Annotated in this window: 22 protein-coding genes and 1 pseudogene; 14 read left to right on the top strand and 9 right to left on the bottom strand. The window is 43.1% G+C overall.

All coding sequences use genetic code 11. The features are described from left to right. Positions 1 to 58 precede the first annotated feature (58 nt). From AHMF7605_RS07670 to AHMF7605_RS07650, 5 genes are all read left to right on the top strand, one after another. Positions 59 to 1,372, top strand: coding sequence for an efflux RND transporter periplasmic adaptor subunit (locus AHMF7605_RS07670; protein WP_158267469.1), 1,314 nt, complete (start codon positions 59 to 61; stop codon positions 1,370 to 1,372). Beyond that, positions 1,369 to 2,598: an efflux RND transporter periplasmic adaptor subunit gene (locus AHMF7605_RS07665; RefSeq protein WP_106928013.1), complete on the top strand. Its 1,230-nt coding sequence runs from the start codon at positions 1,369 to 1,371 to the stop codon at positions 2,596 to 2,598. The genes AHMF7605_RS07670 and AHMF7605_RS07665 overlap by 4 nt, the downstream gene beginning before the upstream one ends. 253 nt (positions 2,599 to 2,851) lie before the next feature. Next, entirely contained in the window at positions 2,852 to 3,316 is a 465-nt protein-coding gene (locus tag AHMF7605_RS07660; protein ID WP_146153540.1) for a hypothetical protein, read from the top strand. Positions 3,317 to 3,424: 108 nt separating this feature from the next. Beyond that, the gene (locus AHMF7605_RS07655; protein WP_106928009.1) at positions 3,425 to 3,835 is read left to right on the top strand and encodes a hypothetical protein; all 411 of its coding nucleotides are present in this window, start codon (positions 3,425 to 3,427) and stop codon (positions 3,833 to 3,835) included. Between the two features lie 310 nt (positions 3,836 to 4,145). After that, positions 4,146 to 6,329, top strand: a complete 2,184-nt coding sequence (locus AHMF7605_RS07650; protein ID WP_106928007.1) for a hypothetical protein — start codon at positions 4,146 to 4,148, stop codon at positions 6,327 to 6,329. A gap of 18 nt (positions 6,330 to 6,347) precedes the next feature. On the opposite strand, the gene AHMF7605_RS07645 is transcribed toward AHMF7605_RS07650, so the two are convergent. Further along, a complete protein-coding gene (locus AHMF7605_RS07645) occupies positions 6,348 to 7,262 on the bottom strand; it encodes a pirin family protein (protein WP_106928005.1) in 915 nt (304 codons plus the stop codon). 365 nt (positions 7,263 to 7,627) lie between these two features. Next, positions 7,628 to 8,695 carry a WD40/YVTN/BNR-like repeat-containing protein gene (locus AHMF7605_RS07640; protein WP_106928003.1) on the bottom strand — a complete coding sequence of 356 codons (1,068 nt, stop codon included), beginning with the start codon at positions 8,693 to 8,695 and terminating at the stop codon, positions 7,628 to 7,630. A 263-nt stretch (positions 8,696 to 8,958) separates the two neighbouring features. On the opposite strand from AHMF7605_RS07640, the gene AHMF7605_RS07635 reads away from it, so the two are divergent. After that, entirely contained in the window at positions 8,959 to 10,014 is a 1,056-nt protein-coding gene (locus AHMF7605_RS07635) for an LLM class flavin-dependent oxidoreductase (protein ID WP_106928001.1), read from the top strand. Positions 10,015 to 10,068: 54 nt separating this feature from the next. On the opposite strand, the pseudogene AHMF7605_RS07630 reads toward AHMF7605_RS07635, so the two are convergent. The 6 genes and pseudogenes from AHMF7605_RS07630 to AHMF7605_RS07610 all read right to left on the bottom strand — a co-directional run. After that, positions 10,069 to 10,338, bottom strand: a pseudogene (locus AHMF7605_RS07630) (type II toxin-antitoxin system VapC family toxin); the annotation flags it as partial. A gap of 12 nt (positions 10,339 to 10,350) precedes the next feature. Next, positions 10,351 to 10,503 (bottom strand): hypothetical protein, encoded by a 153-nt coding sequence (locus AHMF7605_RS29640; RefSeq protein ID WP_158267467.1) that lies wholly within the window; start codon positions 10,501 to 10,503, stop codon positions 10,351 to 10,353. After that, positions 10,494 to 10,883 (bottom strand): hypothetical protein, encoded by a 390-nt coding sequence (locus AHMF7605_RS07625; RefSeq protein ID WP_106927997.1) that lies wholly within the window; start codon positions 10,881 to 10,883, stop codon positions 10,494 to 10,496. The genes AHMF7605_RS29640 and AHMF7605_RS07625 overlap by 10 nt, the downstream gene beginning before the upstream one ends. 36 nt (positions 10,884 to 10,919) lie before the next feature. Next, positions 10,920 to 13,793 (bottom strand): PVC-type heme-binding CxxCH protein, encoded by a 2,874-nt coding sequence (locus tag AHMF7605_RS07620; protein WP_106927995.1) that lies wholly within the window; start codon positions 13,791 to 13,793, stop codon positions 10,920 to 10,922. Between the two features lie 530 nt (positions 13,794 to 14,323). After that, complete coding sequence (locus tag AHMF7605_RS07615; protein ID WP_233218973.1) at positions 14,324 to 14,950, bottom strand: 3-keto-disaccharide hydrolase; 627 nt, start codon at positions 14,948 to 14,950, stop codon at positions 14,324 to 14,326. Between the two features lie 394 nt (positions 14,951 to 15,344). After that, on the bottom strand, positions 15,345 to 15,968 hold the full coding sequence (locus tag AHMF7605_RS07610; protein ID WP_262512382.1) for a dihydrofolate reductase family protein: 624 nt from the start codon (positions 15,966 to 15,968) through the stop codon (positions 15,345 to 15,347). 207 nt (positions 15,969 to 16,175) lie between these two features. On the opposite strand from AHMF7605_RS07610, the gene uvsE reads away from it, so the two are divergent. Together uvsE and AHMF7605_RS07600 are read left to right on the top strand one after the other, a co-directional pair. Then, positions 16,176 to 17,102, top strand: coding sequence for a UV DNA damage repair endonuclease UvsE (gene uvsE, locus AHMF7605_RS07605; RefSeq protein ID WP_106927989.1), 927 nt, complete (start codon positions 16,176 to 16,178; stop codon positions 17,100 to 17,102). A gap of 229 nt (positions 17,103 to 17,331) precedes the next feature. Continuing rightward, complete coding sequence (locus tag AHMF7605_RS07600) at positions 17,332 to 17,565, top strand: hypothetical protein (protein WP_106927987.1); 234 nt, start codon at positions 17,332 to 17,334, stop codon at positions 17,563 to 17,565. A gap of 94 nt (positions 17,566 to 17,659) precedes the next feature. On the opposite strand, the gene AHMF7605_RS07595 is transcribed toward AHMF7605_RS07600, so the two are convergent. Next, a complete protein-coding gene (locus AHMF7605_RS07595) occupies positions 17,660 to 19,084 on the bottom strand; it encodes a Glu/Leu/Phe/Val family dehydrogenase (RefSeq protein ID WP_106927985.1) in 1,425 nt (474 codons plus the stop codon). Between the two features lie 690 nt (positions 19,085 to 19,774). On the opposite strand from AHMF7605_RS07595, the gene AHMF7605_RS07590 reads away from it, so the two are divergent. The 6 genes from AHMF7605_RS07590 (at position 19,775) to AHMF7605_RS07570 (ending at position 23,965) form a co-directional block, all read left to right on the top strand. Further along, entirely contained in the window at positions 19,775 to 20,341 is a 567-nt protein-coding gene (locus tag AHMF7605_RS07590; protein WP_106927983.1) for an RNA polymerase sigma factor, read from the top strand. Further along, positions 20,319 to 21,695 (top strand): hypothetical protein, encoded by a 1,377-nt coding sequence (locus AHMF7605_RS07585; protein WP_146153539.1) that lies wholly within the window; start codon positions 20,319 to 20,321, stop codon positions 21,693 to 21,695. Before AHMF7605_RS07590 ends, AHMF7605_RS07585 begins: the two co-directional genes overlap by 23 nt. A 248-nt stretch (positions 21,696 to 21,943) precedes the next feature. Next, complete coding sequence (locus AHMF7605_RS07580) at positions 21,944 to 22,168, top strand: hypothetical protein (RefSeq protein WP_146153538.1); 225 nt, start codon at positions 21,944 to 21,946, stop codon at positions 22,166 to 22,168. After that, complete coding sequence (locus tag AHMF7605_RS29450) at positions 22,126 to 22,338, top strand: hypothetical protein (protein ID WP_146153537.1); 213 nt, start codon at positions 22,126 to 22,128, stop codon at positions 22,336 to 22,338. Before AHMF7605_RS07580 ends, AHMF7605_RS29450 begins: the two co-directional genes overlap by 43 nt. A gap of 120 nt (positions 22,339 to 22,458) precedes the next feature. Beyond that, on the top strand, positions 22,459 to 23,022 hold the full coding sequence (locus AHMF7605_RS07575; RefSeq protein WP_106927977.1) for a YceI family protein: 564 nt from the start codon (positions 22,459 to 22,461) through the stop codon (positions 23,020 to 23,022). A 19-nt stretch (positions 23,023 to 23,041) separates the two neighbouring features. Further along, positions 23,042 to 23,965: a DUF5777 family beta-barrel protein gene (locus AHMF7605_RS07570; protein WP_106927975.1), complete on the top strand. Its 924-nt coding sequence runs from the start codon at positions 23,042 to 23,044 to the stop codon at positions 23,963 to 23,965. Positions 23,966 to 24,134: the final 169 nt, after the last annotated feature.

Here is a 24,134-nt window from a genome sequence, read left to right as displayed (position 1 = left end):
AGCCAATCGTTCTGAGAGGCGTCGGGGAGAACTACTTATTACCAAAATCCAAGTCATCTTGTTCCTTTTTCTAGCTTTTGCAATCACCAGTTGCCGCGAAAATCTTAACCATGCTGCTGAAACCGCCACCGAAGTGCCGTATACCTGCCCCATGCACCCGCAAATTGTACGTAACCAACCCGGCAGTTGTCCGGTATGCGGCATGACCTTGGTAGCCAAACAAACCGCAAATACACCTGCTCTTACAACAACTTCCAACCTGAATTACCTTTTGCAACCGGTTAACCAAGCCGTGGTGGCAGATTTAAAAACCATTCAACCAATGCAAAAACAAGTTCAGAATGAAATTATTTTGAGCGGAATAATAACGTATGACACCCGGCAGCAAAACATTATTCCGGCCCGGTTTGGGGGCCGAATTGAAAAATTGTACGTGCAGTTTAATTACCAGCCGGTACGTAAAGGGCAGAAGTTGTTTGATATATACAGTCCCGAACTGGTAACGGCTCAAAAAGAATTGCTGTACCTGTTACAAAATGATCCTACCAATACGGCTCTAATAAACGGGGCTCGCCAAAAATTAAAGTTTTTAGGCGCCACCGCCGCGCAATTAAATACTTTAGCCCAGAATCGTCGGGAGTCCTACGTTTTTTCGGTGTACAGCCCCTACACGGGTTATGTACTCGACCCGGCAATTACTGCAACTCCGGCTAACGTTCCTACTGCTTCGGCCCCCACAGCCGGAGGAGATAATATGGCAGGGATGGGTAATGCGGGTAGTACGGGTATTAATACAAGTGCGGTAGCGACCCCAACAAATCTAACAACCAGTAATGGTTTTGCCGTCCGGGAAGGAATGTACGTAACCACCGGCCAGGCACTGTTAAAAGTAGTGGATGCTTCGCAAGTATGGGCGCAATTCAGGGTACCCAGTAATCAAATTAATCAATTAACCCCAGGGACTCCTATATCCATTTATTTTAATCAAATACCGGGCGATTCGGTGCGCACCCGGGTGAGCTTGGTAGCACCGGTTTATGACGGCGGCGAAAATTTTGCCCAGGTACGTGCTTCTCTTTCGGCTCAAAATAAAGTAACGCAAATTGGTCAATTAATCACCGGAAAAGCTACTTACAATACCGGAGTAACTCTTTGGATACCGAAGGAAGCAGTGTTAGATGTGGGTACCCAGGCCGTAGCCTTCCAAAAAGTAAATAATGTTTTTAAACCGGTTGCGGTTCAGGTGGGGCAACAAGCAAACGGCCAGGTAGAAATAGTATCGGGATTAACGGCCAAGGATGTAATAGCCGCCAACGCCCAGTTTTTAGTGGACAGCGAAAGCTTTATCCGGGTGGAGAAGAATAATCAATGAAAAAGATTTTTAATAGAGTTTTCTTATTTTTAATGGTATTGGCATTCGTTTCCTGCCTCAGAAAAGACAAACACGTGCACCACGAAACCGAAAACGCAACTGGGCAAGCCGCCGCTGATACAACCTATACTTGTCCGATGCACCCGCAAATTGTGGAAAGCGAACCTGGTTCCTGCCCCATCTGCGGCATGAATCTGGAGCCGGTTACGAAACAGATTTATAAAGATAAGGTAACCAGTATTATGTTGAGTGATACACAAATGAAGCTCGGCAATATAACTGCACGACTAGTACAAACAGGCCAGGTGGGGAACAATACCATCTTACCCGGTCGATTAGTGCCAGATGAAACGCAGACGGATGTAATCAGCAGTCGCGCCGCTGGCCGTATTGAAAAGTTATATATTAAGGAAACCGGGCGACCCATCCGGAAAGGGCAGCCACTTTACGACTTGTACAGCGAATCCTTACTCACCCTGGAACAAGAATATCTACTGGCGCTGGACCAGGTAAAAGCGTTTCCCGAACAGAAGCAGTTTGTTTCTATTCTGGAAGCAGCAGAACGTAAATTGCAGTTAGTTGGCTTAACGAAGGCCCAGATATACAAAATAGCCAATTCCCGCCAATTAGATGCCCGGATTACTTTTCTGGCTCCCACTTCCGGTACAATCACGGAAATTGCCGCCGCAGAAGGAGTTTATATAGCCGAAGGAAGTTTACTTTACCGACTCAACCGATTTTCTACCATTTGGGTAGAAGTTGAATTGTACGCGCCGGAAGCTAGCCAATTAAAAATAGGTACGCCCATTGAGGTAAGATTACCAGGTAAATCGGAGGCTATAAAAACTAAAATTGCCTTTATCAATCCGGAATTCCGGCAAAATAGTCAGGTATTAATAGCCCGGGCAGAAATACCCAATCCGAAGGGGCAGTTGATTGCCGGTACCCAGGCCACTATCACGCTTCCTGGTGCAACAAAACAGATCCTGATTTTGCCAATAGATGCGGTCATCCGCGATTCCCGGGGAGCGCATGTGTGGTTGCAAACCGCCAAAAATACCTTTTCTCCTAAAATGGTTACGCTGGGAGAAGAAAGTGCCAACCAGGTAGCCATTGCCAGCGGATTGAATGCCAAAGATACCGTGGTAGCAACCGGAGCTTATCTCCTGCACAGCGAATCAGTTTTAAAAAACGGAGCTAACCAGATGGCGGACCATAACCATTAAAAAGATTTTGCCTTATGAATTTATTTCTATATTTAAAATAATAAAAACAAGAGTTTCTGGATTCAGATAACCGGAGTCTGTTCCGTTTATCCGGTTCATTCGGGTGGAAAAACGGAGTAGTTCCATATATACATAAGTTAGCAAAAATTTAATCAAGGACACCGTATTGAAATTAATTAAAACATTTACCTCTTTAGTATTCTTCCTTGCATTATCGTCATGTGACCTTAACTACCTAGAATATATTCAACACGTGGAATCACCTGATGGGAAGTTTTACTATGGCTTGTATTCCGATTTTAGTATTGGTGACCCTGGGTTTATGGTTCTAAAACTTGACAAGAAATTAAATCCAAAAGAACTAAAGATAGACTACAGTTTAAAAAATGGAATTTCAGACAAGGATGCTGAATGGATGCGTACTAGGGAAATTTTTTATAACTATGACGAGGCAGGTTACTTTTGTGATAACCCGAAATTAGAATTTATAAATAACAGATTTTTAGTTTTTTCAAGAGGCGGATACATGTTTAGCCTTTATGACATAAAGATTGAAAAAGACACCTTTAATATAGGCTCACCATGGAATGAATGGTATTCTCAAAGTCAACTGACAGATGAAAGTTCTAATAGGGAAAAAGAGAAACAAGATTATGGGCGATGGATTCAACAGAATCTGCATAATAAAATTAAGGAGTATATATTGACAAATAAATAAAAACGTTTGCTAACACTGCACATAAGTTAAGCTGCGGCTACGCCTGGCTCAACTCATGTACTACCCGTTAGCGGTAATATTCAATAAGAGAATATTGAAAAATATTAAATGAATGTAGTAAATAAAATAATAGCAGGTTTATACCAAAAAGAACAAGCAAGTATGCAGTTCTCAGGAGGTAAAGCCCGTCTATTTATAGCGAAATGTGTTTTCTGCCTGTTAATATGGATATGGTTACTACCAGTGTTTGGGATTTTGGAAAACAACTTAGGTATAATTGAAATCAGCTTCCAGAAACCTAGTCACCGAATAGGATACCTACCAATTTTGCTTTTAATGTATTTTATCTTAAATTATTTTACGGCAAAGGTAAATGAGATAGATGTTTTCTTAGTAGAAGAGGAAAATAGAGAAGCCGTAAAGAAGGCAAGGAAATTATTTTTACTTCTCATTGTATTAGGATTTATATTTCTAGTAATAATTGCAAAATATAACGAAGGTAATCCTTTGTCTGACTAAGTGGTTCAACATTTTTAAGAAATAAAATACTTCCGCAAATAACATTTAAACGTCAGCCTTTGGCCGATGGCCTCGTACGCCGTTTAGCCCAATCCGTTAGCAGGAATTTAAAATAAATACAGCCATTCTAACGTTGGCAATGTCACCTGCATGTTTTTTAATATTACCAACCAAAAAATCAGCCGTTAAAAATTGAATTCTCCTGATTATTGATTCAAAGATTTAAAATAGATATATTCGTTGGCCTAATTTGCTGGTTTTAAGAAGTTAAGCCGGATTTTCCTTCCTTTTTTAGCCCAATTGAATCACTATGAAATACGCATCTATTTTATTTGGAAATTGGAAAGAAGGTATTTTCAAAAATCTTCTTTATCTCTTTATTTTTACCTCACTAGTGGCATTAAACGCCTGTAATTCGAGTAATTCCGGAACCAAAGCCGTACAGGTGGGAGAAGGTGATTTGGGAGGCGTAGTTACGGGTCCTAATGGTCCGGAAGCCGGGGTGTGGGTAATTGCCGAAACGCATGATTTGCCTACCCGATTTGCTAAAATAGTAGTTACCGATGAGAAAGGGCGTTATGTAATACCCGGCTTGCCCAAGGCTAATTATTCCGTTTGGGTACGCGGGTATGGGTTGATTGATTCGCCGAAGCAACAAGTTAAACCCGGCCGGAATCTAGACCTGACAGCCGTAGTAGCACCCACCCCGCAAGCCGCCGCTGAATACTACCCGGCGGGTTACTGGTTTTCCCTGCTGCATGTACCTGATAAAAGTAAATTTCCGGGGACCGGTCCCGATGGCAATGGTATCTTGTCGAATGTTAAAACCCAGGCTAATTTTCTGTCCAGTATAAAATCAGGAACTTGTTTGGCCTGCCACCAATTGGGCAGCAAAGGCACCCGGGAATTTCAAAAATCCTTAGGTACTTTTAATAATTCGGTGGAAGCCTGGGAACGCCGGTTACGCTCCGGGCAAGCCGGACCTATTATGACCTCCGCCATACACCAAATCGGGAAAGAAGAAGTCCTCCGTATGTTTGCCGACTGGACCGACCGGATGAAGGCCGGGGAACTACCGCCAACTCCCCCGCGTCCCGCAGGAATCGAGCGGAACGTGGTCATTACCCAATGGGATTGGGCCGATCCGAAAGCGTATCTGCATGACCTGGTTTCTACGGACCGGAGAAACCCCACCGTAAACGCGAACGGGCCTTTATACGGTGCCCTGGAAGCCAGCGCCGATTACCTGCCCGTTCTGGACCCCATAACCCACACTACTAGCCGGATACCGCTAACCGTACGCGACCCGAAAACTCCCGTTATATCCGGGGAAGTACTGGAGGCTTCGCCTTACTGGGGTACGGAGGCCATCTGGAACAGTAAAACCAACGTGCATAACCCAATGCTAGATGCCGAAGGCAATGTTTGGATTACCGCCGCCGTAAGGCCGCCCGACAATCCGGATGATTTTAAGGACCATCCATCGGCCAAGCTTTTCCCGTTAAAAAGGGCCAGCCGCCATTTAGGTGTGTATAATCCGAAAACCAAAAAATATACCCCTATTAGCACCAACTTTAGTACCCACCACCTGATGTTCGCGGAGGATAGCAAAAATACTCTTTGGACCAGCGGCGGGGGAGAAGTTATTGGCTGGTTCGATACGAAAAAATACCAGGAAACCGGCGACGAAAAAGCGTCCCAGGGATGGACAGCTCTTATTTTGGATACGAATGGCAATGGCAAACGCGATGCTTACGTGGAGCCGGACCAACCCGTTGACCCTAAAAAAGACAAACGAATTGCGAAAGGACTTTACTCGGTAGCTCCGGCTCCGGACGGATCGGTTTGGGGATCCACTTTAGGGTATCCGGGTGGTATTATCCGGCTTAATCCGGGCTCTAATCCACCCGAAACAGCGTTGGTCGAATATTACGAGCTGCCGTTAGATGACAAAGGCGAACCGATTGAGGGATTCTCCCCAAGGGGCATGGACATCGACCGGAATGGCGTGGCTTGGGTAGCTTTAGCCAGCGGCCATTTAGCCAGTTTCGACCGGCGCAAGAGCAAAGATCCGCTAAACGGCCCGAAAGCCACCGGCCAACACGCGCGGGATGGCTGGACCTTTTACCCCGAACCTTTGCCGCAACTAAAAGGCGTAAACTACAAGGGAAGCGCCGAATCCAGTTATTACACCTGGGTAGACCAGTTTAATACTTTTGGTCTGGGAGAAAATATTCCCATTAATACCGGGAATGAGTCGGAAGCTTTGCTGGCGCTTAAAGAGGGCAAATGGGTGAAACTGCGCGTACCTTATCCCCTGGGTTTTTATACTAAATGGCTGGATGGCCGGATTGATGATCCGAAGGGTGGTTGGAAAGGACGGGGACTCTGGGCTACCATTAGTACCCGGGCACCTTTTCACATGGAGGGCGGCAAAGGCACTACCAGCAAAGTATTTAAATTCCAGCTACGGCCGGATCCCTTGGCCAAATAAAAATATACCCTGTATTTATCAGGAAAGGGCTTCGGGCGCGGGGCTGCCGGCCGGCCTGGATTTATCTTCCGGCAGTGGAATAAACTCTAGATTATCAGTAGGAGGTAAAAGTATTCGGCCTTCCTTCCAGTCAGCTTTGGCTTGCTCGATGCGTTCTTTCCGCGACGAAACAAAATTCCACCAGATAAAACGTTCGCCTAAGGGTTCGCCTCCTAAAAATAGGAGAGTAGCAGGTTCTTTGGCTACAATCACCGGGTCCACTCCTTTAGAAAAAACCAGCATTTGACCCACCGAATAAGTGCGGCTAGAAAGTTCTATGCTTCCTTTGGCTACATAAATTCCCCGTTCGGTGTGTTCCCGGGGCAAACCGAACCGGGCTCCGGGTTGCAATACGACGTGCAGGTAAAACAAAGGCGAATGGGTTTTTACATGGTTCTTTAAACCAAAGGCATCGCCGGCAATTAACCGCATCCATACGCCGGAATCCGTAAAAATGGGTAATTGCCCGGGTTGGTAATTATCGAAAGTTGGTGCTGATTCTTCGTCTTTTTCGGGAAGTGCTACCCAGGTCTGAATCATTTCTAACTGGCCCCCAGCTAAGGCCGCCGGATCTTCAAAGCGTTCCGAATGTGCAATACCGCTGCCGGCCGTCATCCAGTTTACTTCGCCCGGACGAATTACCTGCTGGACACCCAAACTATCGCGATGGGTAACTTGGCCGCCAAATAAGTAGCTAACCGTGGATAAACCAATATGCGGATGCGGCAACACATCCATTGAAGGTACTAAAGAGGGAGGCATTTCTATTGGCCCAGCATGATCCATAAAAATAAAAGGACCCACCATCCGCCGCAACCGGAAAGGAAGAATCCGGCGAACGTTCATTCCCGGACCAATAGCCGCTTTACGGGCTTCAATTACAATATCCAGCATGCTTTTCTGATTGTTTGTAACCTTGGTAAAAACGGAAATACCCAGCTAAAAGGCAAAATAATTTGCAGAAAACAAGCAAGTAGGAGTACAAATAAAAAAATATTTTTTATTCATAAAGTCACGATGGCGCGGATTTACTTCCGTGACTTTTGCACTTTCAATTTTTTAATTAACCAAACTATCAGGTTACATTCTGGTACAGCAAGATTTCTATTTTTTGAATTTATTAAAATTTATCCTTTTTACCCTAATTATATTGACGCTAATGGGAAAGTACAGGTTGGCTAAGTCGAGCAGTGGGTTAAAAAGGCACCGAAATAAATCCGCGCCATAAAGAGGGACTTATCATTTAAAAAACCAAAGAATTATGAATCAATAGTTACTTCAAAAACACCGCCTTTATAAAGACCTAAGTACAATTTGGTTTTTTCGCCTTCTTTTACCTGCACCATGTCCCAAACACCGCCAAAAAGAGAATCATCCTTGTATTTGTATTCCTTCCAGGTTGTTCCGGCATTTTCTGAAATGTACAATAGTAAAGGCTGCGGATCGCTGAAGTTCTTCAGCCAACTGGCCGCGTAAATTTTATTGCTGTTATCCAGGTCAAAATCCACCCCAAAATAAAAGCGGGCGGAGTGCGGTTCATGCTTGATGGTGGTCCAGGTGGTACCGTTATCTTCGGTTTTAATAATACCGTCTTCGCCGCCAATGATTAACCGTTTGGCGTTATTTTTATCAAAAGCTATGTCTTTCGCCGTACTCGGCGACTCAATTAAATTAGTCCAGTTTTGCCAAGTGTTACTTGCTTTCGAAAATTGAACCAGGTTAAATCCTTCAATACCGTTTTGGCCCCCAGCCCAAATATCTCCATTCTTTTGGTTGAGCTGAACAAAATCCAAGCCCGAGGCCAGGTAATGCCAGTCACCGTAAATGGGAGTCCAAGTGGTGCCTTTATCCGTAGATTTAGCTACTACATTATAACCCACGCCTAATATTTCGTTCGTGGCTGGGTTAAAAGCCATATTATTGATGGGCTCGGGTTCTGTACCCCCAAAATTTGTATTTACCTGTTGAAAGTTAAAGGTGTTATTTTCTGCTTTGTACAATTGGTGCTCCTCTTTAGCTGGATTAGAAACGGATACCAGGCAAGTACCGTCCGGAATAAACAAAATTGTTTTAACCATTTGGCCTTGTAAGCCCAATTCCTGCCAGTTCGAGGAAGCGGAAAGTGATTTTACAAATACACCATTATCCGTAGCGGCATATAGCTTATTATCCTGCACCGTCAGTTCATATACAATTCGGTTGGACAGGCCGATGGGTTTAAAAGTAATGGATTTTTTAGCTGGATTTTCGATTTCGGAATCGGTACAAGAGAGGAGAAGAAGGAAGAACGGTAAATAATATAAAAGTTTAAAGCGCAGATTTTTCATTGTTTTTAGTTCTATAGGTCTTTTGTCATAATGATTCCTTCTGGAAATAAAAGGTTGCATGTTTCGGTGGATTCCGAAGCGTTGAATAGCGCCTACATGCACTCCGGGTAGTAAAATTAATTTACCGGATTACAATTTGTTTTTGAAGTACGAAGAAATGGAGTCAAACGAAAGCTAAATTTTAAGCCATCTATCTGAAACATTCGTTCTTATAACTTGTTTTGCTTTATTTATAGGTAAACAATGTAGCTACATATATTATAATGGAAATAGGCATCACTACCTTCGTTGAAAATACACCCGACCCCTCAACCGGCAAACTTTTAGCTCCGCACGAAAGAATGAGCAACCTGATAGAGGAAATAGAACTAGCCGACCAGGTAGGTCTGGATGTTTTTGCCATTGGGGAGCATCATCGGCCCGATTTTGTAGTATCGGCTCCGGCCGTAGTTTTAGGAGCCGCGGCGGTAAAAACCAAACACATTAAGCTTTCCAGTGCGGTAACAGTGTTAAGTTCCGATGATCCAGTGCGGGTTTTTCAAGATTTTGCCCACGTCGATTTGCTATCAAAAGGACGGGCCGAAATTATGGCCGGCCGGGGTTCTTTCATAGAATCGTTTCCTCTGTTTGGCAACGATTTGAAAGATTATAATTCCCTTTTTTCCGAAAAATTAGAATTGCTGATAAAATTAAATAAAAGTGAAAAAATAACCTGGCAAGGCCATCACCGGCCTTCCATTGATAACCGTGGCGTGTATCCCCGGCCATACCAAGCCGAATTGCCCATTTGGGTGGCTATTGGCGGTACCCCGGAATCGGTGGTGCGGGCCGCCAACTACGGTTTACCGATGGCTTTGGCTATAATTGGCGGTATGCCGGAGCGGTTTGTACCTTTTACCGATTTGTATAAAGCCACCTATAAAAAAGCCGGTCATGAGGAAAGTAAGTTTCAACTGGGTATTAATTCGCACGGGTATATCGCCGACGATTCGAAAAAAGCCGCCGATGAATTCTACGGTCCTTATGCCTTGGTGATGAGCCGGATCGGGCAGGAGCGGGGCTGGTCGCCGATGAACCGGCAACAATACGAATGGATGCGGTCGCCGGAAGGCTCTTTACTCGTGGGCAGCCCGCAACAGGTAACTGATAAAATTTTATTTAACTACGAGCTTTTCGGCAATACCCGTTTTCTGCTGCATATAAGCGTAGGAACCTTACCTCACGCCAAAGTTTTACGAGCGATAGAATTGCTGGGAACAGTAGTATCGCCAACGGTAAAGAAAGAAGTGGAAAAGCAACAACAGGTAACTGTGAAATAAAGGATAAGCAAGAAAAGCTCTAACGGGTTAATAGATTTTTCTAGTTTAATTATTCTAAATTTCTGAAACTGTTATTGTTGTAATTTCTTTAACAGTTTTTAAACGTATATCATTTGTTAAAAAGTAAGCTGCATTAGGTTCTAATGCTGTTGCCATTTGAATAGTATCCGGCGTTTTAAGGTTATATTTTGCTCTTAGTTCTGCGGCTTTAACGGCAATAGTTGTATTTATTTCTATTACTTCCATGTTAGATGCATTATTTAAAAGGTACTTATATTGCTCCACTAAATCCAGGCGATTTACCTTTATAGGTTGAACCAATACTTCTAGGAGAGTTCAAATGGTAGTAATAAAGGAAAAATCACCGTTGTCGGCAGCAGTAAAAAGGCTATTTAATTGTTCCTGATAAGGTGTATTACCTTCGATAAAATAGATCAAAGGAGCAGTATCCAGAAAGACTTTTGGGGAATCAAATGTACTTAATCCCATTGTCTTTCATTTTCTACAAATTTATCTATATCTACGTTTTTCCAGATTTCAGAACCTAGCCCGTTTAGAGAGGATAATTTTACTAATTCTTTATTATGTGCTTCATTTTCAATAAGTAAAATTATTTTTTCTAGAATACTAATTCTACCCAAATAATCTAGCTTCTTTACTTGATTTAATATATTTTCTATTTCAGCAGTACTTGGGGGCATAAACTTGATTTTGTAAACTTTTACTAAATATACGTAGATTTCTTTTAACAGATAAATCAAGTAATTCAATACTTGGATAGCAATAGCCCTAGTATTAAATAGCCATAGTTTATGTTTCCATTCATGGATGGATTTCAATAATTGAGAATTAAAAAAGCCTTTGAACATTAATTCAAGGGCTTTTTTAATTTTATTTAATCAAAGTTACTTCGATTCAAGTGCCTTTTTCAACAAAGCTTGTAACTCATGACTTTGATGAGAATGATCGTTGGCGTCGAGGCGTTGCTGGAAGCCTTGTAAAGTTTTTAACGACTCGGCCGATTTCATGTCGCTGATTCTTTTTACCGTGTAGGGTAAAATATTCGGCACTTTGGCTTTTTGGGCTACTTCTAAGGCTTTGTTCATGTCGGTTGGTACGGTTGGTTCAAAGGCGTACCACAGCATTAAAGGCAAATTATGGTCTTCTTTGTCTTCTTCGTGCTGCATCAAAGCCGCCAGAGTTTCCCATCTTTTCTCGGGAGTCGTTCTTTGGATAGCCGAAGCTAGATACAACCTTACCACCGCTGATTTATCATTTTTCGCCATTTCGGCAAAGCGCTTTAAAGCCGCCTCCGATAAGTTTTTGTCTTCGGCTAAAAGCTGAATGGCCCAGCTTCTGACGTGTTCGTTATCGTTGTCCAACAAAGCCAGTAATTCTTTCTCGCTGCTACCTTTGGTTACGTGCAAGGCCCATAAGGCGCGTAGTTTACGGGTAGGATCTTGATTTTCGTTCAGGATTTTCTTTAAGGCTTTGTGTACTTTTTTATTCGGGCCGCGTTCCTGCAAAATTAACCGGGCATTGCGTACGTACCATTCATTCGGGTACAGTTGGTAGTTAACCAGTTCCATATCCGAAGCTTTGGTTAAATCTACCTGCACGAACTTATCCGACTCATGGCTGATTTTAAAAATACGACCCATGGTTTTTTGGTGCACATCGGGGTTGGAACTGTGGCATTGGTTTTTGTCGTACCAGTCAATGGCGAAAACCGAGCCGCTGGCATCGTACCGGAAGTTTAACCACTGCGACCAGGTATCGTTCGTTTCCAGGAAATCTTTCCCGTGTCCCACCTGGTAGCCGGAACCTTTCGGGTTCAGTAAATCCATGTTTATCCGGCTACCGTGAATGTTATTCATGAAAATTTGATTACGCAATTCCTTTGGCCAGTTTTCGCTGCCTAAATAAATCATAGCGCCGGCGTGAGCGTGGCCGCCCCCTTTGGCGTTAGATCTAAAGTTACCCGCATGCGGTCCGCGATCGCCAATCCAATGCACGTGGTCGCCGGATTGTTTAATATCGTCGTAGGTAAATTTGTTAAAGTGTTCACCGGCCTGGCGCTGATAACGCGCTCCCTGAATAACGTGGAACATGTGCGGAATTACGCAAACGGTGATAAACGAATGGCCGTAATCATTCCAATCAATTCCCCAGGGGTTACTGGTTCCTTCGGCAAATAATTCAAATTTCTTGGTAGTCGGGTGAAAACGCCATACTCCGGCATTTAACTTGGTTCTCTCAGAATCCGGCGCTCCGGGTTTGCCCACGTTCGATTTCGTAAATACCCCGTGCGTACCGTACAACCAGCCATCTGGCCCCCACCGGAAGTTGTTCAGCATTTCGTGCGTATCTTCGTAACCCCAGCCATCTAACAAAATTTGCGGCGGACCAGCTGGTTTATCACCGGTTTTATCAATCGGGATGAATAAAAGGTGAGGAGCAGAACCTAACCAAACACCTCCCATACCTATTTCAATGGCGCTGATCAGGTTTAAGCCTTCGGTAAATACTTTCCGGCTATCCAGCGTTCCGTCGCCGTTGGTATCTTCAAAAATCAAAATACGGTCCTTGCCTTGGCCTTCGGGAGCCCGCACCGGATAAGTATGCGCTTCGGCTACCCATAATCTTCCCTTGGCATCAATCGTAAAACTGATCGGGCGAATAATCTCCGGCTCGGAGGCAGCTAATTTAACGGAAAAACCGGGCGCCAGGGTCATAGCTTTGGCGGCTTCTATCCCGGAAAGTCCGGAATGCGTCACCGGATCCAAGGGCGGCAGAATAATAATATCGCTTTGCTTTAATTCATTAGTAAAATTCGGACGAGTGGCGTGAAACTGAAAGTCATCGAAGTTAATATGGGCCCAAATATCGTCTTTAATATAGGGAATGGTAGAAATACCGGTTTCGTTATCTACCAAGCGAATAAAAATATCTTTGTTCATGACGGGTGATAAATCCACCACCACCGGTTGCAAGGTAGCCCGGCCACTTCCGGTAATCTGAAAAAATACTTCTTTGTTATCGGCCCGTACTAATTCTACCCGGGTATCTTGCAAAGCGCCGCCGGAAACTTTAAACGAAGCAAAAGGTTGGGTAACGGTAAAAGGTACCGAGGTAAGAGTACCGGTCCGTTTATAGTTTTTGGTGCCGCCGCTGCTCACAAAGTACTTACCTGATTTATTAATAGGCATGTCTTTTTCGTGCATGGGAGAAGGATCACTAGATACCAGCGGATTAGTAAACGCATCGCCTTCGCTGGTCCAATCAAGCAGGCTGCCTTTTTCAAAGTTTACGTTTAAGGCTTTACCGGTTTTTTTAGGAATTATGCCCGCAATAGTTTCCTCGGTAGCGGCAATTTGGGCTACCACTTCAAATTTGCCTACCATACCGGCTGCCCGGTGACCCGGAATGGTACAGAAGTAGGTATCGCTTTGCGTGGCTTTAAAAACTACACTGGCCGTATCGCCTTTTTCCACGAGTACTTTACTTTTAACGCCAATTTTCTCCAAGGCAATATCGTGGGTCATTAGCTCGCCGTTCACAATTTTAATGCGCACGGTTTCTCCCTTTTTGGCCTGAAGTACCGGGTTTCGTTTTCCCTCGGGGCTGTAATAACCTAAAATGGTGGTTTGCAAGGTATAATCCCGATCGTATTTAGCCGCCTTTTTCACCTTAAGAGCTTTAGGGTTTGGCTTGGCTATTATGGGGGAATTAAGAAATAAAGTAAGCAAAATTAAAATAAACGAACGGGGTAGGTTCATAATAACGGTATTGTTTTAAGTTTATATTAGATTAAAAAGCACATCCACTTAAAATTAATAAAGGCTTGAAGAAAAAGGCAAGAAATACCGGTTTACTTACAGATTTTTTTACAAGCAAAAATGACCCGAGTTGCAATAATACTAGATTGAAATAGGACAGACATATTAAGGACAGATTATCTTTGGAGCCTTTTCCAGTCTCCCGTTGGCGGTGCTGTTGCGGTGGAGCAGTAACCAGTTTGCCTCGTGGCCGGCGGGCCTCGTTTAACTCTTCCGAGCGGGTGGGAACGTGCGCAGCACGCCCCTACCCGTCGGAATGCCTGCGGGACCGGAACCTTAGAAGGCCCTCTACAGCCAAACTGACTTCATTTATTCTTAGCTACTGCTCCTTGCGAATACGTCTTATTCCTTTCCATTGGGTATAAATTATAGATTAAGATCAGGAAGTTAAGAATAAACCTTATAAAAAATAGAGGAATTTGGATTTAAAATAATAATCTGCTTGATAATTTTTGGTTAGAGGGTTTACTTTAATTACTGTACTTTTTTCTAGGTATTTCTGTCAGTTGGATATCTTTATAATACACCTCTACTTTACCACCACCGTGCGTTTGTAAAGCAATCAAACCGGATTGGGGAATACTGGCATCTTCTTCGGTGTAATCTACGGTTTGTTTGCCGTTTAAATATATTTGAATGCGCTTTCCTTGCGTTCTTACTTCGTAATCGTTCCAGTCATTCGGTTTCAGTACTTGTTTTACCAGCAGGGAATCGGCAGTAGCAAGTAACTTATCGCGGCGGGATTCGTCGTACAAACTAGCCCAGTAACCTTTACCCAGGTCGGCCTGGTAACCGGTCATTTCGTGGGGTGGGTTAGCAATGCGTTGGCTGTGAAACTGGACGCCCCCGTTTATAAAACCCTCGGTGCCGGTTAGTTTAAATTTTAACTTTAAGATGTAATGGGAGTAGCTTTTAGTTGTGCTGAGAAACTCGTTGTGCGGTACTTTTTCGGTGAGCGATCCTCCCACTAAAGCCCCTTCCTGAATACGCCAGGTATGGAGCGTATCGCCTTGCCAACCCTTAAAGTTTTTGCCGTTGAATAAAGAAATGGATTTTGGCTTGGGGGGAATTAGGGAAAGGCAGAAATAACTTACCAAAAGAACGAGCGGGAAAATTTTTTCATAACAGGAAGGTTAAGACAATTTGTCCAGGAAACTTACTAAATTTTAAAACCTTCGAAATTAAAATTTCCGGATAAAATTTCTTTTATTCTGTTAAAAGAAATTTCTCACGAAGCTCACATAGTTTATTATTCGAGTAAAGAGGAAGAGAGGTATGATACAAAATGAGAAAAAGTGCTATAACGCGGATTTACTTCCGTGCATTACTCGAATAATACCCTACTTACAAGCTATAGATGGCTTTCGTGCTTTTTCTACCATTTACAAAAGACAGATGCAAAACAAGAAGGTTTAAACTCGACCCAACTTACCGTTCCTGAATAGTATCTTTTATAATTTGGTAGCGAATCCATAAAAAGTCGCCGTATATCTACTCCACCGATTTGATTTTGAATTGGGTAGCTTTCCGGGCGCCGTAACCTTCTTCTACTTCAAAAACCGTAGGAGAACCAATGGCGCCATCGGCCACCGGAGCCAAAACCAGGCTAAATTCATCTATTAAGTTGGCTTTCAGGAAAGAGCCGTTTACGTGTCCGCCGCCATCTATCCGAAGAATTTGAATGTTAAAAAGATCGTGCAATTTATTTAATACCCGTTCCCAATTTAGTTCTTCTTTCCCGCCGAAAACATAAGAAACGTTTTTGCTTCGAAGGTGCTCCAAGTAACCAATTGGTATATTTTCGGTGAGTACTTCAATTACATGTTCCGTAGAAACCCTATTGGTATCCCAGAAACATTTGCCGGCGGGGTCAATTACTGCCGCGAAAGTTTTTGCCGGCTGATCGGCAACAAAGTCTTTTTTGGGAAAATCTTCCTTTCCGGATTCCAGAACATACGGTTGTTTACTCGAAAACTCCTGCATCGTTACCTGGCCTACCAACCAGGCGTCGGCCGGAATTTTTTCGGCGGTTTCTTCAAAATACTTGTGGTAGTCTTTAAACCCCCAGCTATTTTGTTTAATCCGGCCATCTACGGATCCCTGCATGTGGCAAATAACGTAAGGCTTCCTATTTATAAAAAGTTAAACTGTTGAAAGGCTCCTTATCCGTACTTTTTACCGGAACAATCCGTAAGGCTCTCGGTTATTACATTCTAATAAGTTTCTGGAGCTTTTGGCTTTACTGGCTTGCTTTACGTAACTATTTTCCTCCGGAGCATATTTATTCTAAAATCCGGTTTGAACATTATAAAACTATGATCTATGCGCTTTGGCTACGCCTCCATTAATTTAACTTTAGCCGCTCAAAAAATTCAGGTAAACCGCTCCATGATGAAACGGACTTTTCTGGAGAAAGGAGTTCCGTACGCTTCGGCGCTGGCGTTGGCTAATTTTACCGATTTTGAAAAGGTATTGGATTGGAATATTGAGCATAATATCTTGTTTTTCCGGATGAGTTCGGATATGTTGCCCTGGATGAGTCAGTACCAGGTGGCAGATTTACCAGATTACGAGCAACTTAGTGCTATTCTTAAACGCTGTGGTGAAAAAGCAGCCCTAAGCGGACTCCGACTTACTTACCATCCGGGTCCGTTTAACGTTTTAGCGGCGCAGTCGGAGAATGTGGTAACTAAAACCTTGCACGAGCTAAACCAACACGCCGTGGTGATGGATTTGTTGAACTTACCGCAAACGCCTTACGCGAAAATAAATATTCACGTGGGGGGCGCTTTCGGGGATAAAGCAGCGGCTTTGGCCCGGTTCGCCGAAAATTACCTGCGCTTACCGGATAATGTCCGGAGAAGATTGGCGGTAGAAAACGACGACAAGGCCAACATGTTCAGCGTGCGCGATTTATTGTGGCTGCACGAACAAACCCATATTCCCGTTACTTTCGATTATTTTCATCATCCATTTTGCCCGGGCGGTTTAAACGAAGAAGAAGCTTTACTAGCCGCCGTAAGCACTTGGCCCAAAGAGATAACCCCAGTGGTCCATTATTCCAGTTCCAAGAAAAAGTACGAAGACCCGGCATCCGTACCCACCGCTCACGCCGATTATTTATACGAAGAAGTTAAAACTTACAATCAGGAAATAGATATTATGTTCGAAGCCAAAGCCAAAGAACTAGCCGTGAATAAATACTTGCAGGATTATAAAGTAGAACAGAAGGTTAGCCAAATTGATTAATTCCATAGCATTTAATAACTATAAAAAGCCTCGAGCGGGTTAATTTTCTAAAATAGGTTAGTCGAATTGTAGATTTATTTCCGAAGAAAAATCAATTTATTTTAAAAAAAAGTTTGAGCGCTTCGGTCAGACGAATAAATTCTGTATTTTAGTGTAAGATGTTGATGCGCTTAACATTGATTGGTACCCTGCGTAGTAATTATTTTATTCACTTAAACAGTCGGTAATTATGGATAACGGAGTATTACTGAATGAAATCAACAACCAGTTTTTTACTTACCTGGCCAACGACTTCGGCCTGACGCACCCCTCGCACAAGCTGGAAAAATGGTATGACCTTAGCTTCGACGACTTTAAGCAAGAGCTTATTAACCGTAACATTACCTTCGACGACACCACCATCTCGGACTGGGAAGAGTATTTTACCATCCAGCAGGAGAAAGTAAAAAAACTGCAGCAATAAACGTAAATAACAAAACCCGCCAAATTTCAAAATCTGGCGGGTTTCTTTTTGAGTATCGAAGCAAATGAACTACTTACATCTTTTCAAAATTTTATCAAGGAAAAATTCCCAACGATAAATAACTAACCGCTATTTTCTCGGTAGCACTGTAAAACGCCGCCGTTCGTAAATCCGAAATGGTAGGGTGCTGCCGCATTACTTCGCGCATTTCGTGGTAAGCCTGAATCATGGTATCTTCTAAACCCGAATGCACTAAGGTAATTTCATCGGCTCCCCGGATAATTAATTGCCTTTCTTTGGTCGAAATACTTTTACCGGTAGAGGTTTCAATGGTATCAATAATCCGGCGCAAACTAGCTTCTTCGGCGCGTTTTCCCATCCGGCCAAAGCGTACATTCGACAGGTTTTTCAGCCATTCAAAATACGATACCGTTACACCGCCCGCGTTCAGGTACAAGTCCGGTAAGATATAAATATTGCGGCTCAGTAAAATTTGCTCCGCCGGTTGCGTAACGGGTCCGTTGGCGCCTTCGGCAATGATTTTTGTTTTGATGCGAGCCGCATTTTTTTCGTCGATTTGATTTTCTAAAGCGGCCGGCAGCAAAATATCACATTCGTATTCGAGCAAGTCTACCGATTTTTCCACGTTCGTAGCTCCCGGATAGTTTAAAATGGAACCTGATTCTTTGCGGTGCTTCATAACCGCTTCAATGTCCAGGCCATCCGGATTATAAATGCCGCCTTCCCGCTCCGCAATGCCGGTAATAATGACGCCGTCTTGCTGGCAGAAATGAGCAGCGTGATAACCTACGTTTCCTAAGCCTTGCAAAATCATGCGTTTACCGGCCATACCGGGCGTAATTTTTAGCTGGTTTAAAATTTCCACGTCCTGCAAAGCTTCCCGCAAACCAAAATAAATGCCTAAGCCGGTTGCTTCGGTCCGCCCCCGGATACCCCCTTGACCCACCGGTTTCCCCGTAACGCAGCCCAAAGCGCTGGTTTCGCCGTATTTAAAAGTATGATACGTATCGGCAATCCAAGCCATTTCGCGGCTACCGGTACCATAATCGGGGGCGGGAACGTCCATACCCGGGCCAATTAAATTTTTCTTGATGAGTTCACTGGCGTAGCGGCGGGTAACTTTTTCGAGCACTTCCACCGGGGTGGTCCGGGGATTTATTTTAACGCCGCCTTTGGCGCCGCCAAACGGAACATCCACCAGGGCACATTTAAAAGTCATGAGTGTAGCCAAGGCAATTACCTCGTCTTCATCTACGTGCATGCTGTACCGGATTCCCCCCTTGGTAGGTAGTTTGTGGTGGCTGTGCTGCGCCCGGATACCTTCAATTACCTCTACTTTGCCGTTTACTTCTACCGGAAAGTTTACCTTATAAACACTGTTACAAATTTTAATTTGTTCCAGTATGCCGGGCGGTAAGGTAGAATGCCGCGCGGCTTCGTCGAAATAATGATGGACGCTAGTTAAAAATTGTTTTCCCTGAGATTCCTGGTAGATCATAGTTTTCGGGTAAAAATTGAGGTGATACTAAATGAATGTAAAACGAACCAAGCCAGCGGATTGTTTAAGTGAACTTTGCAAGTGTTTCATTGGCAAAGTATTACTCTTGAAAATCTATCTAACTGGTTCTGCTAAATAAAATAAATGCTGATTGCCTATTTACCTAAATCGAAAATATGCAATTAACCAGCTTTTAACCTGGGTCTGATTATTAAATTTTCAAAGAAACGAAAATTTTTAGCAAATCTTTACGTCCAAGTGAAAAATATTCGGCTTGCATACTTTTTTACGTAAAGCCTCAATTTAGGTGCCAACTACCAAAGACAAATGCTGAATTGTGGATTACTGCGGGTTATCAACGAGTTATCCACATTGTTAATGGTATTTAAGTAAGGTGAAATCTCAATAACTGTTATTTTTTAAGCCAACGAATTGATTCGATTGTGGAAAAAATTTGCCACATGTATTTATTCAATAATTCTAAACATTTAAATGTACAAGTTAAAAAATCACCGTGGCTTTGGTAAATTATCCAACTTACTTAGCATTTTTACTAAGCTGTTATTTTTATTACAGTATAGAACCAGATGTAAGAAGAAATTCTTATTTTAAATAAATTTTAAAATATTTGATTAACCCAGGCAACCATCGCTTAAAACCATCCGTGCTGGTGGGGCAAAACAGAAGTACGTGGCTGAAAAAAGTTTTGAAGATATTCGACTCCTGATTCAGGGCTGCTTGCAGTCGGACCGGGATGCGCAGCGAAAGTTGTATCAATACTTCTATGGCTACGCCATGAGCATTTGCGTGCGCTATTCCAAAAGTAACGAAGAAGCCCGCGAAGTGCTCAATGATGGGTTTATGAAAGTGTTCACCAAAATTGAAAAATACGACACCGAAAAATCGTTTAAAGGATGGTTGCGCCGGGTAATGATAAATACTGCCCTGGATAATTACCGCCATAATTACAAACATTACCACCACCGTGATATAGAAGAAGCCGAAAAAGAAACAACTGCCGAAAATATTACCCATCAGTTGAGCCACGCCGACTTGATGCAATTAATTCAGCGGTTGTCGCCGGGTTATCGAACCGTTTTTAACCTGTATGCCATTGACGGCTATACCCACGAAGAAATTTCGGAATTGCTGAATATTTCGGTAGGTACTTCTAAATCAAACTTGTCGAAGGCCCGCGCGAATTTGCAGGCCATGTTAAAAAAAAGTCAACCGGATGAATTCAAGAAATATGCCTGAGGAAGAAGAACTGGATAATATGTTCCGGCAGGCAGCGGAATCGTTTCAACCGGAATTTGAACCTGAGGCCTGGCAGGAAATGGAGAAAAAGCTGGATGCAGCCGATCGGCCAAAGCCGGCTTATGCCACCTGGATGAAGCGATCGGTGCTGGTATTTTTGTTATTAGTTTCCGGATGGCTGGTGTACCACTTTGTTGATCGGGAAAGTAACTTAAATAAAGAAGAATCAGAAATTCAGGCGGAAAAACCTGTGGTGGTTACCAGCCCCAAATTAGCAAACAAAGTTAAACCGACGATAAATTTTGATAAGGAAGCCATTAAAAGTTCCACCGAAAACAGCCGGGCTTCTGCTTCATTGCCTAAAGTAAAAGAGCAAAAAAAGGGGGAAACTCAAATTTTAGGTCAGGTTAATGGGGTTACAGCAAAGCAAAAAATAGCAACTTATTCCCGTAATACGAATCGGGTAAACAAAATTTCCGGAGTAAGAAATAAGGTAGGAGCCAAAAGTGCCGGCGAAAACAATACTAGTAGTACCAATACACCTAACGATCGAGCTTTAACCTTTAACAATAACCAACAAAAGCCGGAAACGAAGGCTTTAGAAGCTGATTCATTGAACAATAATTTAAATGTAGTGGTAGCGGCGGACTCCATTCAGCAACCAACAAAAGCGGTTATTCAAAGCCAGAAACCCGTGTTAGATTCGGCGCAGTTGCAAGCCGTGGCTGATTCGGCAATCCGGAAAACGAGTAAACGATTTATTTCTAAATTAGGCCTAACCCTGGTATTAGGACCGGATTTTAGTACCGTGGGATTTGTGAAACCCGAAAAAGCCAGTACCAACATTGGGGTTATACTAAGCTATCAGGTAAGCAAGCGTTGGACAATTGCCACCGGGTTGGTGCGGGCCCGCAAAGTGTACGGCGCTAAACTGGAAGATTATCATCCCGGGCCTAATTACTGGCAACCGGGTGCTCATTTACCCGACGATATAAATGCAGTTTGTAAAGTATTAGATATTCCGTTGAATGTACGGTATTCGTTTTTGGCTTTACCAACGCACGTGGCTTATGTGCAAACGGGCTTGTCCAGTTATATTATGCTGCACGAAGATTACCGTTATTATTACGAAAATTATGGTAACCCTTACAGCAAACATTGGATTGTAGCTAACCAGAACCGGCATTTTTTCCAGGTACTAAACTTATCGGCCGGTTATAGCCGCCAGATGAGTCGGGGTATTTCGCTAGGAGCAGAACCTTTTGTTAAAATTCCGCTTTCGGGTATTGGAGCCGGTAAGGTAAATCTAACCAGTATGGGAATATTCTTTAACGTTGGATATAGTTTTCACTAAAACGAATTTGAGAAAGAAATTTTAATTTTTCCGGTACTATTTAAAAATAGCCTGGGGCAAGGCAGCCAATTTATAAGCCCCGAGCAAGTAATTAACTAACTAGAACATACACTAAAAAAAGTAAGCAGATGAGCGCAAAATTGTTTCTCATGGCTTTTCCTACGGCCCAAAACGAGCTCTACTTTGGTCCTGACAACGGTAGATCTGCATAAAGATCTAACCACTGGTATTAACAAGAAACTATTTAAATGAAACGTATGCACCATTTAAAATGGCGAACGGCCTTTCTATGGCTGAGCCTGTTGAATTTAGGATTATTGGCTAGCTGTGCCAGCGATAACGAAGAAGATTTGTATCCTACTACGGGTACCTGCGATACCTCGGCGGTTACTTTTTCCGGTACGGTTACCTCCATCTTAGAAAATCGGGGTTGTGTTGGTTGTCACGGGGTAGCTGCTCCCTCGGGGGGGTAATTCTGGATTCTTACGCGGAAGTGCAAAAACGGGCCGCTAGCGGTCAGTTAATGGGCGCTATAACCCATGCCCCAGGTTATACCCCAATGCCGTTTGGCGGTACAAAAATATCCGACTGCGAAATTGCCAGCATAAAAAAGTGGATCGACAACGGAACACCTAATAATTAACATAGCTTCTTACCTGAGGCATAGTAATAACTTCCTCTGGTACGCTTTCCTTCTATTTAAAAATTTTTACTGAATACCTATTACCTAAAACTTATTTTCTCATTCCTTAACTAGTATTCCATGAAAGTTTTCCTGTTGCTAATGTGGCTGCTAGTGCTGGGCAGTGGTGAAGGAGTGGCGCAGAACCGCTACTTCACCCGGGCCGGGCACATTTGGTTTTTCTCCGAAACACCAATCGAAAACATCGAAGCACACAATAAAGCCGTTTCTTCTATTTTATCTTTTGATACCGGCGAGCTGGTATTTTCGGTAAACATGAAAAATTTTGAATTTCGAAAGTCGCTGATGCAGGAGCATTTTAACGAAAACTTCCTGGAAACCGATAAATACCCCAAAGGCACTTTCAAAGGCACTATAACCAATATTCAAAGCATCGATTTTCGGAAAGATGGCGTATATCCCGCTAAAGTAACCGGTACCCTCACTATTCACGGGGTATCCAGGCAAGTTTCCGCCGATGGCACTTTAGATGTAAAAGGTAATCGCATTGGTGCCAAATCCACCTTTACTATTACTCCCCAGGAATACAATATCCAAATTCCGTTGCTGGTGCGCAGTCACATCGCCAAAATTATCCAGATTAACGTGGATATGCAGTATGAGCCCTATGTTGCCAAACAATAAACTGTAAAATTGTTATTCTATGCGTCAGAAATATTACTTGTTCCTGTTCTTGATTTTTTGTAGTGGGTTTGCCCGCCAGGCTTCGGCCCAGGACGATGATTTACTAAAGTTGGCCGAAGCCGCCGATAGCACTAGTAGTAATGCTAGTTATACCACGGGTATTTTTAAGGGCACGCGCATTATTACCGGCCACTCTGTGCAGACGAATGCACAAAAAGAATTAGTTCTGATCATCTCGCACCGGTTTGGTACCTTAAACAGTGGGGCTTATAATTTCTTTGGTTTAGATAATGCCGTTATGCGATTAGCTCTGGAATATGGCCTTACCGACAATTTAAACGTAGGGGTTGGGCGGAGTTCTTACCAAAAAACTTTCGATGGCTTTCTAAAATACCGTTTTTTGCGGCAGCAGGAGGGAGGTTGGCAGCGTCCTGTTTCGGCGGTTTTATTTGGCAGCGCGGCTTTAAATTCTTTACGTCCCGGCGATCCCGAGCGGGATGTTATGTTTAAATCCCGGCTTACGTATACCACCCAGCTGTTAATTGCCCGCAAATTTAACCAGAACTTATCCTTACAACTAGCGCCCACCTGGATTCACCGCAACCTAGTTCCGACGCGTCGCGATGAGAGTGATGTTTACGCTATTGGTTTGGCTGGTCGGCACAAACTAACGAAACGCACTTCTTTTAACGCCGAATACTTTTACCTTTTACCCAGTCATACCGCCGATACTTACACCAATGCTTTATCATTAAGTTTTGATATTGAAACGGGTGGCCACGTTTTTCAGTTATTGTTCAGTAATTCCATTGGTATGATCGAAAAAAATCTAATTGCCGACAATATGGGTACCTGGAAAAATGGGGATATTTTCTTTGGTTTTAATATTTCCCGCGTTTTTGATCTGGATAAGAGCCGGAAAATGGATAAGAAAAAATATTAAAATTTTACTACTTTAGAATTAAGGAATAATACTGTATTTATCTCAAAGCAGTTTTGCAAAAAGGTAGAATAAAAATTTAGAAACCAATTTAGCCTAAATTTTTCTTCTACCTTTTCTTTTAATTTCTATGAGCTAAGAGCAAATATTTATTTTAAATTGTAAAGCTAAC

Source organism: Adhaeribacter arboris (genome assembly GCF_003023845.1).
Classification (GTDB): domain Bacteria; phylum Bacteroidota; class Bacteroidia; order Cytophagales; family Hymenobacteraceae; genus Adhaeribacter; species Adhaeribacter arboris.
The sequence above is the reverse complement of the archived record's forward strand: the minus strand, read 5'-3'. Positions and strand labels throughout refer to the sequence as shown.

Excerpts from the sequence above, each read along its gene's own strand:
- AHMF7605_RS07665 (WP_106928013.1), top strand. The coding sequence starts at position 1,369 with ATGAAAAAGATTTTTAATAGAGTTTTCTTATTTTTAATGGTATTGGCA.
- AHMF7605_RS07655 (WP_106928009.1), top strand. The coding sequence starts at position 3,425 with ATGAATGTAGTAAATAAAATAATAGCAGGTTTATACCAAAAAGAACAA.
- AHMF7605_RS07650 (WP_106928007.1), top strand. The coding sequence starts at position 4,146 with ATGAAATACGCATCTATTTTATTTGGAAATTGGAAAGAAGGTATTTTC.
- AHMF7605_RS07645 (WP_106928005.1), bottom strand. The coding sequence starts at position 7,262 with ATGCTGGATATTGTAATTGAAGCCCGTAAAGCGGCTATTGGTCCGGGA.
- AHMF7605_RS07640 (WP_106928003.1), bottom strand. The coding sequence starts at position 8,695 with ATGAAAAATCTGCGCTTTAAACTTTTATATTATTTACCGTTCTTCCTT.
- AHMF7605_RS07635 (WP_106928001.1), top strand. The coding sequence starts at position 8,959 with ATGGAAATAGGCATCACTACCTTCGTTGAAAATACACCCGACCCCTCA.
- AHMF7605_RS29640 (WP_158267467.1), bottom strand. The coding sequence starts at position 10,503 with ATGGGATTAAGTACATTTGATTCCCCAAAAGTCTTTCTGGATACTGCT.
- AHMF7605_RS07625 (WP_106927997.1), bottom strand. The coding sequence starts at position 10,883 with ATGTTCAAAGGCTTTTTTAATTCTCAATTATTGAAATCCATCCATGAA.
- AHMF7605_RS07620 (WP_106927995.1), bottom strand. The coding sequence starts at position 13,793 with ATGAACCTACCCCGTTCGTTTATTTTAATTTTGCTTACTTTATTTCTT.
- uvsE (WP_106927989.1), top strand. The coding sequence starts at position 16,176 with ATGCGCTTTGGCTACGCCTCCATTAATTTAACTTTAGCCGCTCAAAAA.
- AHMF7605_RS07600 (WP_106927987.1), top strand. The coding sequence starts at position 17,332 with ATGGATAACGGAGTATTACTGAATGAAATCAACAACCAGTTTTTTACT.
- AHMF7605_RS07595 (WP_106927985.1), bottom strand. The coding sequence starts at position 19,084 with ATGATCTACCAGGAATCTCAGGGAAAACAATTTTTAACTAGCGTCCAT.
- AHMF7605_RS07585 (WP_146153539.1), top strand. The coding sequence starts at position 20,319 with ATGAATTCAAGAAATATGCCTGAGGAAGAAGAACTGGATAATATGTTC.
- AHMF7605_RS07580 (WP_146153538.1), top strand. The coding sequence starts at position 21,944 with ATGAAACGTATGCACCATTTAAAATGGCGAACGGCCTTTCTATGGCTG.
- AHMF7605_RS07575 (WP_106927977.1), top strand. The coding sequence starts at position 22,459 with ATGAAAGTTTTCCTGTTGCTAATGTGGCTGCTAGTGCTGGGCAGTGGT.
- AHMF7605_RS07570 (WP_106927975.1), top strand. The coding sequence starts at position 23,042 with ATGCGTCAGAAATATTACTTGTTCCTGTTCTTGATTTTTTGTAGTGGG.